Annotated in this window: 11 protein-coding genes and 1 pseudogene; 4 read left to right on the forward strand and 8 right to left on the reverse strand. The window is 58.9% G+C overall.

The window, feature by feature from the left end; genetic code table 11:
- Nucleotides 1-522: 522 nt before the first annotated feature.
- The 4 genes from B0G82_RS28320 to B0G82_RS28335 all read right to left on the reverse strand — a co-directional run bounded on the left by B0G82_RS28320 (nt 523) and on the right by B0G82_RS28335 (nt 4,998).
- Nucleotides 523-1,968, reverse strand: coding sequence for an IS1182 family transposase (locus B0G82_RS28320; protein ID WP_121309782.1), 1,446 nt, complete (start codon nt 1,966-1,968; stop codon nt 523-525).
- A 231-nt stretch (nt 1,969-2,199) separates the two neighbouring features.
- Complete coding sequence (locus tag B0G82_RS28325) at nt 2,200-2,907, reverse strand: hypothetical protein (RefSeq protein ID WP_147439586.1); 708 nt, start codon at nt 2,905-2,907, stop codon at nt 2,200-2,202.
- Between the two features lie 100 nt (nt 2,908-3,007).
- On the reverse strand, nt 3,008-3,481 hold the full coding sequence (locus B0G82_RS28330; RefSeq protein WP_116147368.1) for a hypothetical protein: 474 nt from the start codon (nt 3,479-3,481) through the stop codon (nt 3,008-3,010).
- 473 nt (nt 3,482-3,954) lie between these two features.
- Nucleotides 3,955-4,998 carry an SDR family oxidoreductase gene (locus B0G82_RS28335; RefSeq protein ID WP_116147370.1) on the reverse strand — a complete coding sequence of 348 codons (1,044 nt, stop codon included), beginning with the start codon at nt 4,996-4,998 and terminating at the stop codon, nt 3,955-3,957.
- Nucleotides 4,999-5,299: 301 nt separating this feature from the next.
- Here B0G82_RS28335 and istA point away from each other — a divergent pair, with 301 nt between their 5' ends.
- Nucleotides 5,300-6,826: an IS21 family transposase gene (gene istA, locus B0G82_RS28340; protein WP_121306548.1), complete on the forward strand. Its 1,527-nt coding sequence runs from the start codon at nt 5,300-5,302 to the stop codon at nt 6,824-6,826.
- Complete coding sequence (gene istB / locus B0G82_RS28345; RefSeq protein ID WP_121306549.1) at nt 6,816-7,592, forward strand: IS21-like element helper ATPase IstB; 777 nt, start codon at nt 6,816-6,818, stop codon at nt 7,590-7,592. Before istA ends, istB begins: the two co-directional genes overlap by 11 nt.
- Nucleotides 7,593-7,826: 234 nt before the next feature.
- On the opposite strand, the gene B0G82_RS28350 is transcribed toward istB, so the two are convergent.
- Both B0G82_RS28350 and B0G82_RS28355 read right to left on the reverse strand, forming a co-directional pair.
- A complete protein-coding gene (locus tag B0G82_RS28350; RefSeq protein WP_116147372.1) occupies nt 7,827-8,798 on the reverse strand; it encodes an LLM class oxidoreductase in 972 nt (323 codons plus the stop codon).
- A gap of 109 nt (nt 8,799-8,907) precedes the next feature.
- Nucleotides 8,908-8,991 (reverse strand): annotated as a pseudogene (locus B0G82_RS28355) (IS6 family transposase); the annotation flags it as partial.
- 1,187 nt (nt 8,992-10,178) lie between these two features.
- Here B0G82_RS28355 and B0G82_RS28365 point away from each other — a divergent pair.
- Nucleotides 10,179-10,445 (forward strand): hypothetical protein, encoded by a 267-nt coding sequence (locus B0G82_RS28365; RefSeq protein WP_116147376.1) that lies wholly within the window; start codon nt 10,179-10,181, stop codon nt 10,443-10,445.
- A gap of 815 nt (nt 10,446-11,260) precedes the next feature.
- On the opposite strand, the gene B0G82_RS28375 is transcribed toward B0G82_RS28365, so the two are convergent.
- The gene (locus tag B0G82_RS28375; RefSeq protein WP_121309786.1) at nt 11,261-12,775 is read right to left on the reverse strand and encodes an acetyl-CoA hydrolase/transferase family protein; all 1,515 of its coding nucleotides are present in this window, start codon (nt 12,773-12,775) and stop codon (nt 11,261-11,263) included.
- 327 nt (nt 12,776-13,102) lie between these two features.
- Complete coding sequence (locus tag B0G82_RS28380; RefSeq protein ID WP_116147382.1) at nt 13,103-13,468, reverse strand: BON domain-containing protein; 366 nt, start codon at nt 13,466-13,468, stop codon at nt 13,103-13,105.
- Between the two features lie 487 nt (nt 13,469-13,955).
- On the opposite strand from B0G82_RS28380, the gene B0G82_RS28385 reads away from it, so the two are divergent.
- Nucleotides 13,956-16,001, forward strand: a complete 2,046-nt coding sequence (locus tag B0G82_RS28385) for an FUSC family protein (protein ID WP_116147384.1) — start codon at nt 13,956-13,958, stop codon at nt 15,999-16,001.
- Nucleotides 16,002-16,131 lie beyond the last annotated feature (130 nt).

Here is a 16,131-nt window from a genome sequence, read left to right on the forward strand (position 1 = left end):
TCACTCATTTCCGACGCAACGAGGAACAACGCCTATGAGCGAGGAATAAACTGCGGCGCACCGGGACGAATATCCGCAGCTGAAAAGAATGCGTCCGTCCAGATCGGAGCAAATCTAGAAGAGAGGAAAATTCAAACTCTCGCAGGTTACCGAAGTATGGACTGTTAGGTCTCGACGGCTTCCCCTTGCTCCGCGCAGTCGACAAAGACACCTTGGGACTCAAGTCCAGCGAACCGCCATTTTCTGAAGAACAACCGGTGCGGCCAAGATCGTTGGTTATACGTCCTCTCGTCAACAACCTGAGGTCAACAGCCGCGAAGTTTGCCAGCGCGATACGAACACGAACTGGTGGCAAAATTGTCGACGATTTACCTTCGAGTGTCGAACGGCCATTGCTGGCCGAGGGCGTGTGGAAACGCAATTTTCGAGGCTGAGGGCGAAGTTGGCGGTCGGGTCAATCAAGTTTGGTACGTCGAAGTTGTGCTATTCGAGCATCCCGAGCGCAAGAAGCCCCTCAGGGCCTTAGCTCCCAGCCATCCTGATTGCCTTCATTGTCCTGGCAACCCCAAGTATATTCATGACTCGCTTGAGGTTGTACGCCAGCACCTGAAGGCTCATTTCGGTGCTCACCCGTCCGAGCGTCCGGGTCAGGAAGTGTGTAGCACCCATCCAATGCTTCAGCGTGCCGAAGACGTGTTCAACGGTGCTTCGTCGGATGGTCATCGCGTCAGGCTTCCGGTCGAGTCGACGCTGCATGGCTTCAAGTACATGTTCGTGCTCCCATCGTCGGATGCGGCGATAGTCGCTGGGCGAACATCGCTCCTTGAGATGACAACGCGGGCATGCGCTGGGCCAGTATACGTTCAGATTCATGCCATTCTCGACGGTCTTGAACCGATGAATGGAGCGCTCGCCAGCGGGGCACCGATACTCGTCGTTCCTTGCAACGTAGATGAAGTCGCGCTTGGTAAAGAGCCTCTTCTTCCTTGATGCCGAGGTAAGTGGCTTCGGGACATACGTTTTGATCCCGCCCAGTTCGCACGCGCGGATATCCGGGCCGCTGAAGTAGCCCCGGTCAGCTAACACCTTCAGCTTCGGCCTGCCCATCGCGTTCTTCGCCAGGAAAGCCATCTTGCTGAGTTGACCGTGATCGCCTCCGATATTCGTCACTTCGTGTTCGACAATCAGATGATGCTTTGTATCCACGGCAGTCTGGACGTTGTAGCCCACGGTACCGGTCCTCTTGCCACCGCTGGTCATTGAGCGGGCATCTGGGTCGGTAAGCGACAACTGCTTGTCCGGTTCTTTCTTCAGTTGCTCCTTCATCTGCTCTAGCTCACGCATCCGCTGACGCAGCAGAGCGATCTTCTCGTACAGGCGAACGGTCTTCACATCGAAACCTGTCGGGCTGATCCGATCTGCGGTTTCAATCATGTCGAGATATCGCTGAACGCTTTCCTCGATCTGCTGCTGACGCTTGTCGATCTTGCCAGCCGTATAGTTCCTGTCACGGCTGTTCACGGCTTTGAACTTGCTGCCGTCGATTGCCACCATGTCGCTGGATAGCAGCTTCAGTCCGCGACATAGTTCGACGAAACGACGGCATACATTCCGAATGGCTGCGCCATTGTCGCGACGAAAGTCGGCGATCGTCTTGAAGTCTGGTGCGAGACGTCCTGTCAGCCACATCAGCTCGACATTGCGTTGGCATTCACGCTCAAGACGCCTGCTAGACGGCACCCGGTTCAGATACCCATAGATATAGATCTTGAGCATCACGCCCGGATGATAGGACGGCCGACCTGTGAGCGCCGGCGTGGTACCGTTGAAGCCGAGTTCGGCCAGGTTCAGTTCGTCGACGAAGGCATCGATCACCCTTACCGGGTTGTCCTGGCCAATGTAATCATCGACGCATTCGGGAAGTAGTGCGACCTGCTTGCGGTCATCGCCTTCAACGAATCGCTTCATGAGTCACCCGGTCTCAGTGCGTTGATTCAGTTTAGGCGATAAATGCGTTTTCACACGCCCTCGGCCGACCAGCGCCCCACGGCCGAGTGCGATGATCGTCTCGGCCGTGTGTTCGATGCAAATGGCATAACACGACCCTTTACGGGCTAACAGTTTCCAACTCTGTGGTGACTGTTCACAAGCAGCGAGCAGGCATTCACCATGCTCAGTGGGTAGTGCCCGAAAGCGCGATCATTTCGCGGCTTCGAACAGGGCGACGAGATGCACTTGCATTGCCGCCCTACAGTCCAGGAAACCCTCCACGATCTCCGTGACGCTGAAGAACCGCACGTAGGTGTCTGGGTCATCAAACTGTTTTATGTTCCTCTTGACCAGCAGCAGGTCCCAGTGAGGATCGGTGGTGTCTAGGGCTAGATAGAACGCGCCGACATGCGCGATGAAATTCCGGGCGCTGGACAGTCGGTTAAACCATTTGGGGTCGACACCACGCTCGTGCATCCACGAATTGATCATCTCGATGCGTTGCTTTGGCGTGATGGGCTGGCCGACGTGGTCGTGCAGGGCGTGCATGAAGGCCTTCATGGAGTCGATGCAGGCGTCGACCTCAGAGAGGACGGAATGAAAGTCGGCTATTATCAGGTACTTCATGTGATCGTCGACGGGCAACGCGATGCCTTCGCGGTCCGGTGTGTAGTGGTGCTCGCTACTGACGTGGTTGTTGATCTCTTTTGCCAGGGCGTCCCAATCCTGATTTAGCCGGCGCACAATGTGACGAAGCAGATTCAGCCGAGTCGTGATGTGTAGTCCCGCCTCGGTGATTGCATCCGTCCGCGCCGCCACACGGTGTTCCTCCACGGCCTGGTTCCAAGCGGTATAGATGGGCAGCACCCACGGGTCGCTACCGAGCTCACTGAGATGAAGCCACCGCTTGATCGCCATGTTTTCCATCATCCTGTTTGTGGCGCGCTCAGTGAGCGAAGTGGTCCAAGCCGGCTTTGCGGCAGGATGCGGTCATAGATATGACCAACTTGCGCTCACCTTACTGCCGGTCGTAAGTGTCGTAGTTGTCGTGGTCGGTCATCCAGTCCGGTTCGATGTCGTTGAAATGCATGTCGTGCGTTACCGGCAGCAATTCGACACCGTCTAGTGTCAGCACATCTGCATCGATCTGGACCGTCACCAGCGCCTCGAACTCAATTTCGACGTCGTCAGAAATTGTGGCGCTACCCATGCCCACGTAATCGCGATCAACGCTGTCAAATTTTTCAAAGCTGAAGTGCACGTCGATATTCAAAGAGGCGGTTCCACTAACCCTGATCACCGCCTGCCCGTCGTCGTGCGATATAGTGTCCAGCGTTGCGCCGGTCGCATCGGGAATGTCAAGGCTGACATCGTCCACTGTTGCCTCAACGCCTTCTCCCTCCACCGCGAACTGGGAGTCGGCTTCGACACGAAACTCGAACTTGTCCACCTGATGTCGGGCGGCTTCGAGTACGGCGGCATGAAGTCCCACAGTATCTCCGGCTACAAACAGCGTAGCGAGGCGTAATGCAGGCTCGCGGGCCGCTCCCAGCCCCTGAATGGTAGACAGCGTGTGGGCGATGGAGGAGCAGGGGTGGATTAAGCAAGCGGCGTAGCGGGAGATTCAGTTCGCAATAGTGATCCGCGTCACATTAAGTTCGTCAGGTTCCGTCGAGAATCGCAATTCTCTCAGGTGCGCGACACGGACCTCGATGTCGCGCGTCCTTTAGTCGGGCCTCGCGCCCGACTTTTTTTCGCATATGCGCTGCGAGGCGAAGCACGGGCGAATACTTGGCCGGGGCTGTGGCAGCCGTCTCTGGCGCGAGCGCCTTGGGATGTCGGCGATGGTGCTGGTCGACTGCGTGCTGATCGTGCAAATGGGCGTTTTGCCCGTTATGGCCATCGCGGCCATGTCAATCTCGGTCGTCGAATTTTTATATGATGGCCTTCGCGCGACAGAACCTTTCAAGGAATGTAACGTTGCTCCCTGAGCTCGGTTAGCATCTCGATGTACATTTCCTCTGAATCGATGCAATCATGAAAACCATGTTTGCGCGCCTTTATCGTGCTAGAGATATTGTCAAAGGTCGTTTTGAAAATCATGTCGCCAAACTTCCACGACACGATCTGGTCGTACGGGTAGTCTCGAAGGTTGTGCTTCTCGACCAGCCTGTTCCACAGTTCTGCCTTGTCGGCCATCATCTGCTGTAACAACATGGGGAACGGCTCACCGACCGACACATCGAAAAACTCCGCCAGACGCGGCCAGACGCGAGACCATCTGAAGTAATCGCCATTCGTGATGTTGTAAATCTCGCCTCGGCATGCGTCGGACTCGCCTGCCCAATCGACGGCGCTCGCGAGAATTCGAGTATCGGTAATCTGGTAGAGCGCGTCGTAAGCGGCGCGCGAGCCAGGAAAAGACATTGGAACGCCCAGGGCCTTCGCTAAGGTTCCATAGACAGCAATCACCATCAGCAGATTCATGGGATTGCCCACGGCAACCCCTGCAACACCCTCGGGACGAAATGCAGTCCAGGACCACGATTTGCCGACTGAACGGTCCCGAAGGAAATCCTCCTGGTCGTAATAGAAGTTCGGTGGCATATGGCGCGGGTCGCTCTCCTTCGCTGGCGACGGAATCGGGCCAATATGCACGCCGTATGCCTTGCCTCCCTGCATCAGCGCGACGTGCTGCAGGTTCGGAGCGTGCTTTTCCATGACCTCAACCATGTTCTTCAACATCCGCAGATTCACCTCGACCAGTTCCGCAGGCGTCGGCTTCTCCTGGTAGGCTGCGAACACGAGATGCGTCGCTTCCGGTACTTGTGCAAGTAGCGCCTCGCAGGCCTCTCTGTCCAGCAAGTCGACTGCTAAATGCCTGGCGCGCGTCGGGAAATCAGGTGCGCGTCTGGAAACGGCGACCAGATCGACGCCCTTGGTTTCATAGTGTGCGAGTACTCCGCGTCCGATAACTCCCACCGCGCCTGATACGACTACTGTTTTCATGTTCGTGTGCTCTCCAGAGATTCGTAACGAGAATGTTCAGCCAATCGCGACTTCAGGTCTGCTGCTTCCCAGCCCCACGAAGCGACATCGCCTTAATCTGTAATTCCCCTATGAGATCGAAGCCCGCTGAAGAACTATGGCGCTGTTGATCGGTGCGCGCTTCGCCCTCCTTACCGCCCCGATCAGGACCCCATGGGCTGTTGATTTGCACCGAATCCTGACCCAGCCTGCGCAGTAATTTGCATCGAATATTGACCCACGTAGAACACTGACCTGCTCGGCAACGGGCAGGGGAAACGGAGTGATCGACGTGGCTATATTGAGCATCATCCGACGCTGGCACTTTCGCGATCATGTCTCGTTGCGCGAGATTGCCAAACGGCTGGGCGTGTCCAGAAACACGGTCAGGCGTTACATACGGGCCGGCACCGTACTGCCCGCCTATCCCGAACGCCACAGCCCCAGCAAGCTCGACGGGTTTGCTGCGAAGCTTGCTGGGTGGTTGAAGACCGAGGCGACGCGGCCCCGCAAACAGCGTAGAACCCTCAAGCAGATTCACGCGGACCTCTGCGTGCTGGGCTTTACTGGCTCCTATGACCGTGTTGCGGCGTTTGCCCGGCGCTGGCGACAGGAGCAGCACGAGCAGGCAAATACGACCGGGCGCGGGACGTTCGTTCCCCTCCGGTTTGCCGCTGGCGAAGCGTTCCAGTTCGACTGGAGCGAGGACTGGGCCGTCATCAACGGCGAGCGTACCAAGCTGCAGGTCGCGCAACTCAAGCTCAGCCACAGCCGTGCCTTCTTCCTGAGGGCTTATCTACTACAGACCCACGAGATGCTGTTCGACGCGCACCATCATGCGTTCGTAGCGTGGGGCGGCATTCCGCGCCGCGGCATCTACGACAACATGAAGACCGCCGTCGACAGGGTGCGCCCCGGCAAGGTCCGCGAGGTCAACGCGCGGTTCAGCGCGATGGTAAGCCACTACCTGTTTGACGCCGAGTTCTGCAACGTCGCCTCCGGCTGGGAGAAGGGGCAGATCGAGAAGAACGTCCAGGACAGTCGCCACCGGCTCTGGCAGAAGGTGCCGACGTTTGGCTCGCTGGCGGCGTTGAACGACTGGCTGGCCGATCAGTGCGTGCTGCTCTGGCAGCAGACGCGGCACCCCGAGCAGGACACGACGATCTGGGATGCGTGGTCCGCCGAGCGTCCCCATCTGATGCCGGTGGGCCAGCCGTTCGATGGTTTCGTTGAACACACCAAACGCGTCTCGCCGACCTGCCTTGTGAACTTCGAGCGCAACCGCTACAGCGTGCCGGCGTCGTTCGCCAACCGGCCCATCAGTCTGCGCGTCTACGCAGCCAGACTCGTGTTCGTCGCCGAAGGCCAGGTGATTGCCGAGCACGAGCGCTGTATCAACCGCAGCCATGACCACGGCGAAACCATTTACGACTGGCGTCACTACCTGGCAGTCCTGCAGCGCAAACCGGGAGCGCTTCGCAACGGTGCACCCTTCGCCGAGTTTCCAGCTGGCTTCCGCAAGCTGCAGGGCGTGCTGATGAAGCGCCCCGGCGGCGACCGGGAGATGGTCGAGATTCTGGCGCTGGTCCTGCTGCACGATGAACAGATGGTGCTCACTGCAGTCGAGCTGGCCTTTGAGGCCGGCGCACCGAACAAGCAGACGGTGCTGAACATCCTGAGCCGGCTGCTCGACAGCCCGCCTGTGCCGCCGCTGCAGACGCCACAGGCCTTCGCACTGAAGGTTGAGCCACAGGCCAACGTGGGCCGCTACGACCGCCTGAGGAATCGGGAGGACGATCATGCAGCCTGACGTCATGATGCAGATGCTCAAGTCCCTCAAGCTGCACGGTATGGCACAGGCGTTAGGCGAGCTCGCCGCGCAGGACTCGCCGGCCTACAAGTCAGCTTCGCTGGTGCTTGCCGGGTTGCTCAAGGCGGAAATCGCAGAGCGCGAAGTGCGCTCGCTCGCGTACCAGATGAAGGCGGCACGCTTCCCGGCGTATCGCGACATCGGCGGCTTCGATTTCAGCTGCAGCGACGCCAACGAAGCGCTGGTGCGTCAGTTGTACGAGTGTGAGTTCATCGACTCGGCGCACAACATCGTTCTGGTGGGTGGGCCGGGCACTGGAAAGACCCATCTGGCAACCGCGATCGGAGTGCAGGCGCTTGAGCATCATCGCCGCCGCGTGCGCTTCTTCTCCACCATCGAACTGGTCAATGCCCTTGAGCAGGAGAAGCTCGTGGGCAAGCCCGGACAGCTCGCAACACGACTTGTGTATGCCGACCTCGTGGTGCTGGATGAACTCGGCTATCTGCCATTCAGCCAGACCGGCGGTGCGCTGCTGTTCCACCTGCTCAGCAAGCTCTACGAACGAACCAGCATCATCATCACCACCAATCTGAGCTTCGCCGAATGGGCCAGTGTGTTTGGCGACGCAAAGATGACGACGGCGCTGCTCGACCGGCTCACGCACCACTGCCACATTGTAGAAACAGGCAACGATAGCTATCGTTTCAGAAACAGCACGACGCAACCAAAGAAGGAGAGAAAGAAGACCCAGATACCCACCGAATAACCCGCAAGCTGCTCCAACGGGTGGGTCAGAATTCAATGCAAATCGTGGGTCAGGATTCAGTGCAAATCAACACCCCATGGGCCGCCGGAAGCCGCGCCGCGCAAGAGTATCGAGGTTCGCACCCGGACCTTCTTCGCCCAGGTTTTGGCTACCTGAGCGGGTAGTGCTGATGTGCCGGGCGTGGCGGTGGCCGGATAGAACGCGCCGATCGTCGCTTTCCGGCACCCTCCCGGCTCATGTCGACACGACGAAGTCAGGTAGAACGAACTCACCGAGCTCCTGTATGACGTCCCCTGCGGGGCGTTGGCCGTATTTCAAATTGACGATCACATGGTTAACGCCGACCTCCTCCTGCAAGCTGTGCAGCAGCGCGATCAGGTGATATCGCCCAAGTTGATAGCCCAGGTGGATCGGCCGTGGTGGTGTCTGCGGGTTATCTGTCAGGTCGATGTATAGCGACTGGGTGAAGGGTTTGAACAGTTCACCACATTCGGCACGAACCGCCGTGCGCCAGCGCTCGACAATCAGCTGCTGAGCCTTCGGTGCGCGCGGATAAGTGATCCAGCCATGACTGTAGCGGGCGATCCACTCCAGCGTCTGGCGGCTATGGCCGGTGACGAAGAAAGGAATCTCCGCTGTGGTCGGCTTGGGAATCAGATCTGCCCCCTCCAGCCTGCCGCCAGACCAGGTCAAAGGCACGAAACTGGTGAGCTGAACCTCGCGAAATACCTCGAGGTATTCGCGGAACAGGCTGCCGCGTTGCTCCGGGTCCACACCGAATGCTGGAAACTCTACTGGACGGTCACCGGAAGCCACGCCGAGTAGCAGGCGGCCACCACTGAGCTGATCGACACTGGTCGCGGCCTTGGCGGTGTGTAGGGGATTGCGGATTGGCAGGATGACCGACGCGGTACCCAGCGCAATCGAGCGAGTGTGTGCCGCCATAAAACCCAGGTAGACCCAAGGATCGAAGACCTGGCCCGAGTCACCGAAGCTGGGGTCGCGCAACGGCACGTCGCGAAACCAGAGGGCAGAGAAACCCAGCTTTTCCGCACGTTGGGCCAGGCTCACCTGGTCGGACATACTCGGCGTATCGCCGGTGAAGGCTTCGAGGGGAAAGAAAAGACCCAGGCTCAAGCGGCCTTGGCGGTAGGTGCGCTGAAAGCCAGGTTGTTGCTGATAGGGAATGGAATTGGGAGTAAACATGCTCTGGCCTGCATATTTCAAAATCTAGATTTCCGAGGGGCTGAAAGACGCCTGCGAGCAGGTATCTAATCAGCGCTTTCAAGGCCACCTCGAACGCTGCGATTTTCTGCGTCGTGTCAGCAAGCGCCAGTCTTCGCTCAGCCATCATTTTGACGAGATCGCGCAGGCTTAGCTTGTAGCGCAGATACCAGCGCTCGAAGAATCATCGCGTCACGGTCGCAAGATATCAAATCCGTCAGTCCGACACTCTAACCAATTCGTTGATCGCTACTTGCACTACAACCTTTTCGGGCGACGGGAATAAGTCTAAAGGAAGGGAGCCAGCGTTTCTTTCTCGTTTCTGTCAAAACGTGTCGAAATCTTGCTTCGTCGCGAGTTATCTGAATGACTGAATCGGTAAGAGGAACGGTCTTAGCCGGAGCACTGCAGATGTTGCTCTCGACGCTTTCCGGTCGACGCCTCGCGTGCGGGCGCACAGCGTGGCTCGTGTAGAGACGTTGGTCATTTATTCATTGAAAGTAGTGCCGAGAAGCCACGTCTTCGTCACTGGCGTCAAGGGGGATCAGAACGCTATTTTCCGGCGTCAATTTCATCTGGATTGTTTCGCGATGAAAGAGCCGCAGAGCGACGCGCTCTTTGGAGCAACGGCGCTACAAACTCTCTTCATTGGCACTCGGACACTGCAAGCGGGTCGGTCAAGGATTTCCTGGCTGCGACGTTCTTCGAACGGTGATCAGATAGTGAAGTATGGTGCGCAGCTCACCTGGTCTGCGGCCAACCTGATCTAGCCTCCAGAAGCCTCCTCCACATCATCCGGAGAGCTGACTCAATTATTCGCTAACTCTGTGTCATTGCCTGCGCTATAACATATTTGCAGAGGCTACTGCTACATGCCTAGGGATCACAATGTCTGTTGACATTGCCAATTCGGACTCCAACTCGCGCCCAGGACCCCGACCGGGTACGCTGTACTCAGCACCCTCCCAAGTCCATGGAAATAAGCGCTTGGGCGATTTGGCCCGCAGATCGTGCGGCTTACCGTGTGCCGCTGTCATTCTTTCGGGATCAGGCGCGTCATGATGGCGCCGGTGCCTCGACACGCGAGAGGCTCGACCGACTTCGAGGGCAAGCGGAAATGGCCTCATAGCGACCGTTTGGTCGCTCGGGAAGCTCGAGTTTTAAATGGTTGCCGGCGATAGGCGCGGGGTATGAAGTAGATATTGGCTGCGCTCAAGGCCAATCCTCTTTTCGCGTCGATCAGGCTTTCTTGGCACGGCTCACTTGAAGCGACGGTTCAACCGTGCGTTCTCTTGTGCGGACTCGCGTCCCAGCTAAACTGGTGTCGCTCACGCGACCCGTTGACTACGAAGAGGTGATGAAATGAAAGTGCAAACGTCCGCAGTCGTCGCGATATTTCTGCTCACGGCGGCGGGTGCTGCCGACGCTCAAGGAATGCAACCGTCGGGCAATGTTGATCAGTCATCCGGGCAGCAGCCAATGAATGCAACGCAGCCGGCGAGACCGATGGACCGCGACAATGTCTGGGACTACGGTGCCCAGCCCGGCGGACGGAATGGTTATGGCAAAACCCGGGGAGGTCAACCGTGCGTGATCGGACTGTCGTGCGATATTTATCAGGGAAGCTAACCTAGCTTCGCTAGCGGTGGGTTATATCCTCGCTTAGGGCCGGTGCCCGCGAGACTGTGGCTTTCTGCGATGGAGCAGGGTCTTCATGCGGTGGTCTCACTTCCATGATGCGGTTGAGAGGCCGGTGGCTCAGTACGGAGGACAACACGTCATGGTCACGAGGCGGCAGCAGCACCGAATCTGGTCGGGCATCCTGGACCTGCTGCGATCGAAAACGCTAACCGATCACCCATCTGTTCTGTCGCAGGGGCTTGTACGCCGGACAGCGCCGTCGCGCGACGCGGAGCGTCGCTCCATGAAGCATTCTCACAGCCGAAGCCAACTGGTGGACGTTCTCGATCGGTCCGACCGGAACGCTATTACCGTTTCCTGGCGTGATCCGCAGGGGTGCTGTTACGCAGAGCAGATATGGCGACTGAGGCACGCACCACATAAGGGGACGTGCGTGCTCAGCGGGCGCACAATCGCTGCCGGGACACCCGTGTTCATGCCGTTTTCGCGTCCCCGTCCTGCCAACGCAGGCGAGATGATCCTTCCCGCCGCACTGTCTCGGGAAGACGGTGCGCTCAGTGATCCCACAAGTCCGACGTTCGTCATGCATGGCGGGGATACGTGAAGCAACTACCGGTTCCCATGCGCGCGAATGCTATCGCAGTGCAGGTGAAAGGCGACTTGGCCACGCGAGTACTCGGACAACAAGCGGCATATTCAAGCCGACTACGGGGATCACCGATCAAAAACGATCGCTGGTGGTGCGCAAGGGGAAGGAGTGTTGCGCCTGTGTGCGCCAGCACGCAAGGCGCGGAACGCCGCCATTACGGCTTCATTGAGCCGGTGCGCACGAAGCGCTCGTGCCAGCTTAGAGCCTCGCCCAGCAGATGCGGCGTCTGCTTGCCAAAGCTCTCACGGCATGCCCGCTCAAAATAATCCTCGAGCATCGGCCGGAAATCAGGGTGCGCACAGTTCGCAATGATTTTCCGCGCCCGCTGCTTCGGCGACAGGCCGCGTACATCCGCGAGGCCCTGCTCGGTCACGACTACAGCCACATCATGCTCGGTATGATCGACATGGCTCGCCATCGGCACGATCCGGGAGATCGCCCCATCCTTCGCCAGGCTGGTTGACATGAAGCACGACAGATATCCGTTGCGCGCGAAATCCCCCGACCCGCCGATTCCATTCTGGATTTTCGTGCCCATCACGTGTGTCGAATTCACGTTGCCGTAAATATCGGCCTCGATCATCCCGTTCATAGCAATACAGCCCAGGCGGCGCACGAGTTCCGGATGATTGCTGATTTCCTGCGGACGCAGCACGATTTTCTCGCGCAGCATGTCGATATCGTTCGCGAAACGCGTGACCGCGTCCGGGCTCAGCGACAGCGCCGTCGCCGAAGCGCAGCTAAGCGTGCCGTCGAGGAGCAGATCGAGCATGCCGTCCTGGATCACTTCCGTGAACGCCGTCAGATTCGAGAAGCCTGCCGCGTTCAATTCCGCGAGTACCGCGTTGGGGATATTGCCGACACCCGACTGCAGTGGCAGCAGGTTCGTCGGCAGACGTCCGCGCGAAACTTCATGACGCAAAAAATCGAGTAAATGCGCGGCGATCTGCTTCGACGTCGCGTCCGGCGCCGAGAAGGCATTGCTGCGGTCCGGTGCGTTGGTTTCGACGATCGCGGTGATCTTGTCTGCGGGGCAGCGTAGATACGGCTCGCCGATGCGGTCGCTGCTCTTCGTCAACGGAATCGGCTCGCGGTTCGGCGGCAGCGCGGTGCCGTAGTAGATGTCGTGCATCCCGTCGAGGCCGGCCGGCTGATGCGAGTTAACTTCGAGGATCACCTTCCTGGCCTTCTCAAGCCACGTCTTGTTGTTGCCGACCGACGCGGAAGGAATCAGCAGCCCGTCCTCACGAATGCCGGCGACTTCGACGATTGCCACGTCGATATCGCCGAACAGGCCGAACCACGCATATTGCGCAACATGACTCAAGTGGATGTCCTGGTATTCGAGTTCGCCCGCGTTGATCTTGTCGCGCAGCGTGGGATCGGATTGATACGGCAGGCGCATGCAGATGCCGTCGACGCGGGCCAGCGCACCGTCGAGTTCCGGGGCCGTCGAGGCGCCTGTCAGCACGTTGATGCGGAAATCCTCCCCGCTCTCGTGCGCCGCCTGGATTTGCCTCGCCAGCGCACTCGGCACCGCTTTTGGGTAGCCTGATCCGGTAAAGCCGCTCATTGCGACGGTCATTTTGGGGCGAATCTGGGCAGCGGCTTCGTCGGCAGAACGGACCAACGAGCGCAATGCGGGGGCGAGGATGCGTGAAGATGACATGGCAGATTGCTGAACGAATAGTGGTACGACGAAGACGCTGGGCCAGACTCTCGAGCAACGCAAAACCTGGCGGCATGGCCACCGGCGCGGCGGTGACTATCATTGCGCGCCATTGCGACACTCGGTATTCTCATGCGTACGGTCCGCCGAATCACCGAGTTCGCCGTCACCATGCTGCGTGGGAAATGGCGCAGCTCTTTCAGGCGGACCGCCGCGATCGCGCGACCAGCGCTTCGAGACTACCCGATACTCATCACGCGCCTATCGATTTCACACGAACTTCGCGGCGCACAAGGGTGCGCCATGGACACACTCGCGTGCCGCGGCCTACTGCCCTCCATATTGAACCGTCATAATGTTCTTCACCGACGAGACGCCATCGACACCTTGTGCGATAGCGGTGGCCTTGTCGATCTGAGTCGGATCGGCGGCGTGCCCGGCGAGCGTGATTGCACCGCGTTTGGCAATTACGTTCATGCCGTTCATCTGAACGCCGCCTTTCTGAAGCGCCTGGGACACTTTCCTGCTCAGCGCCCTGTTAGCTTTACGAATCTCTTTCTTCGACATTCCTGCACTTGCCGACGGCGCGCCTGAGGAGGGCGCGGCGGTACCAGCCGTTTGCGACCACACGTTGACGGAAAACACGGTCGCTAGCGTGACCGCGGCAAGTCTGAGCACATTGATTGTCTTCATCGTCTGGTTCCAGGTTCGCTTGAATGTCATGGGGGCACGATGAATTCTAGGCGGCCATGCGCGATATCCAAGCGATACTTTATCTAGAGGATAACCAGGCCCGATTTCGGGTCCATTGGGTCGTTACAGAATGTTCGTGTTACTTGATTCATTGCGCAGAGGCGCCCATGCTGAGCGCAGAAGGTGAACATCCCGTCGTTGGCACGACAGCCTCGTGCGTTGATCGGTCATGTGAAGAGCCGCAAGGCAGGGATGGCAAGGTCCGGATACAAGCTGATCCCAGGCACACGGGGTCGCGAAAAAAGGAAACTGGTGGTCTGGGCCCTGCGCTTTGCCGACGCACGAAAAACTTGCGGCCTCGACGCGCATGCAGCCACGTGTGATTGACCACGCAGAATCCGGCGAAACGTAGCACACTGTTGGTGGTTTCACTGCAAGCCCAACCCGACCTGCTGGGAGAGAGACTCATCCCAACGCGATCTTTCCGATGAAACTCCCTTCGCTACGTGACTGGATTTTTTCGCTAAAGACCTTTCTCTCAGGGATGCTCGCGCTTTACATCGCGTTCTACTTCGACCTTCCGAGGCCATACTGGGCGTTGGCATCGGTCTATATCGTATCGAACCCGTTTGTCGGAGCGACACGATCGAAGGCGCTATACCGCGCGCTCGGTACCGTGCTTGGGGCGCTTGCCTCCGTCGCCCTCGTGCCGCCATTCGCGGAAACGCCTTATCTGCTGAGCGCGCTCATAGCGCTATGGACAAGCGTGTTCGTGTACATTTCGATCTCGACGCGAGCCGCGCGCAGTTACGTGTTTCTGCTTGCCAGTTATTCGCTGTCCGTCATTGCCCTGCCAGCCGTGTCGAACCCATTGACCATCTTCGATGTTGCAGTGGCGCGGACCGAAGAAATCACGCTTGGCATCGTCTGCGCAAGCATCGTCGGCAGCGTTCTTTTCCCGAACCGGCTCGCGCCAACGCTGATCGAGCGAACCGACTCGTGGTTCCGCGAGGCCACTCTCTACCTGAAAGAGTCGCTGGATGGCCGAGTTGCGGGAGCGCTGGTTTCGGGAAGCCGTCAAAAGATGGCGTCGAGTGCGCGCGGCTTCGAGTTGCTGTTGAGCCAGCTGGCGTACGATCACGCCAGCCCCGTGATACTCGCTCGCAGCGAGGAACTTCAAGGCCGGATGGAGCTGATACTGCCGATCACGTCGGCGCTCGCGGACATACTCGCGGCCGTTCAGAAATCGGGCACCGACACGCCCGCAGGCATCGGCGAACTGCTGCGCGATATCGGACGCTGGATGGACGCGCCGCTCAGCGAGAACCCGGAGCGCGAGGCGCCCCTATTGCGGATGCGTATTGCGCAACTGGAATCGGCCCGTAACGAACTGACGACCTGGCAGGCGGCGTTGTTATCCAGCGCGCTGTGGCGGTTGCGGCAGTTAGTGGATCTTTGGGTCGATTGCCGGACCCTGCGCCTTATCATCGTTCACGAACGGGGGAACTGGCGGCCGCGCTTCCGGCATTGGCGGGTCGGCACCCGGCACGCGTTTCTCGACCGTGGTCTTGCCTTGTTCTCCGCCTTCTCGGCGGGACTCGTCGTTTTCGTTCTGTCGTGCCTGTGGATCGCTTCCGGCTGGCAGGACGGTGCGGCGGCTGTCTCGTTGGGCGCTATCGGCGTCTGCTTTTTCGCCGCACTCGATGAGCCCGTGCCCATGATGATCACTTTCGTCAGGTGCGCGACGATGAGCGTTTTCATTTCAGCGTTCTATCTGTTCGTCGTGTTACCGAGTGGCCAGGACTTTCCGGTGCTGGTCATTTTCTTTTCTTTCGTCTTCGTTCCACTTGGACTATTGATACCTCGCCCGAAATGGGCGTTGAGATCGACCCTTGTTGCGCTGACGACCGCGACCTTTCTCGGTATCGACAGCGCGTATGACGCGAACATTCTCAACTTCCTGAATGCCAATCTCGCAGGGCTGGCCGGGGTGCTCTTCGCTTCATTGATGACGGGGGTAATCCGCCCGTTCGGAGCAGATGCCGCGGCGGCGCGGCTGACCCGTTCCAACTGGAGGGATGTCATTTTGAGCGGGTCCACGTTATCAGTCGGTCAGCAACGCGATCTGAACGCGCGCATGCTCGACCGGCTCATGCAGCTTATTCCGCGCGTGGCGCCAAGTGAGGACTACGCCAACCCGTCGATCGAAAGCCTGCGCGACATGCGCATCGCGCTCAATACACTCGACCTGCGCAGACTCTCGGGCAAGTTTCCCGGGGAGTTGCCAGTCGTGTTAAACCGGGTGCTCGACGACATTCGGTCGCACTATGAACGGTGTGTCGAATCGGGTCACCGTCAAAGCGTACCTCTGGCACTTGCAATCGACGTTGATGCCGCCATCGCGCGGATCATGGCCAACTTCGCGGCCGATCCGGATGCACCCGGCTACAAGCTGCGCAAAGGTGCGCTGCATGCGCTCATTGGGCTGCGGCTGTCGTTGTTTCCCAATGCGGCGCCTGGCAACGCTTCCTGATCGGCGAGCGGTCAATGGGTGGGCGTTGTTCCGCGGGAAGCAGCCTCCTGCGTGGCAGAACCTCGTATGACCGCAGTGGGTCCGATAGGCGTCCGACGCGAGGAGGGAGATCGCCTGGGGAAATCCCTGC

The sequence above is a fragment of the Paraburkholderia sp. BL17N1 genome, assembly GCF_003634175.1.
Lineage (GTDB): Bacteria > Pseudomonadota > Gammaproteobacteria > Burkholderiales > Burkholderiaceae > Paraburkholderia.

Excerpts from the sequence above, each read along its gene's own strand:
- B0G82_RS28320 (WP_121309782.1), bottom strand. The coding sequence starts at position 1,968 with ATGAAGCGATTCGTTGAAGGCGATGACCGCAAGCAGGTCGCACTACTT.
- B0G82_RS28325 (WP_147439586.1), bottom strand. The coding sequence starts at position 2,907 with ATGGCGATCAAGCGGTGGCTTCATCTCAGTGAGCTCGGTAGCGACCCG.
- B0G82_RS28335 (WP_116147370.1), bottom strand. The coding sequence starts at position 4,998 with ATGAAAACAGTAGTCGTATCAGGCGCGGTGGGAGTTATCGGACGCGGA.
- istB (WP_121306549.1), top strand. The coding sequence starts at position 6,816 with ATGCAGCCTGACGTCATGATGCAGATGCTCAAGTCCCTCAAGCTGCAC.
- B0G82_RS28350 (WP_116147372.1), bottom strand. The coding sequence starts at position 8,798 with ATGTTTACTCCCAATTCCATTCCCTATCAGCAACAACCTGGCTTTCAG.
- B0G82_RS28365 (WP_116147376.1), top strand. The coding sequence starts at position 10,179 with ATGAAAGTGCAAACGTCCGCAGTCGTCGCGATATTTCTGCTCACGGCG.
- B0G82_RS28375 (WP_121309786.1), bottom strand. The coding sequence starts at position 12,775 with ATGTCATCTTCACGCATCCTCGCCCCCGCATTGCGCTCGTTGGTCCGT.
- B0G82_RS28380 (WP_116147382.1), bottom strand. The coding sequence starts at position 13,468 with ATGAAGACAATCAATGTGCTCAGACTTGCCGCGGTCACGCTAGCGACC.
- B0G82_RS28385 (WP_116147384.1), top strand. The coding sequence starts at position 13,956 with ATGAAACTCCCTTCGCTACGTGACTGGATTTTTTCGCTAAAGACCTTT.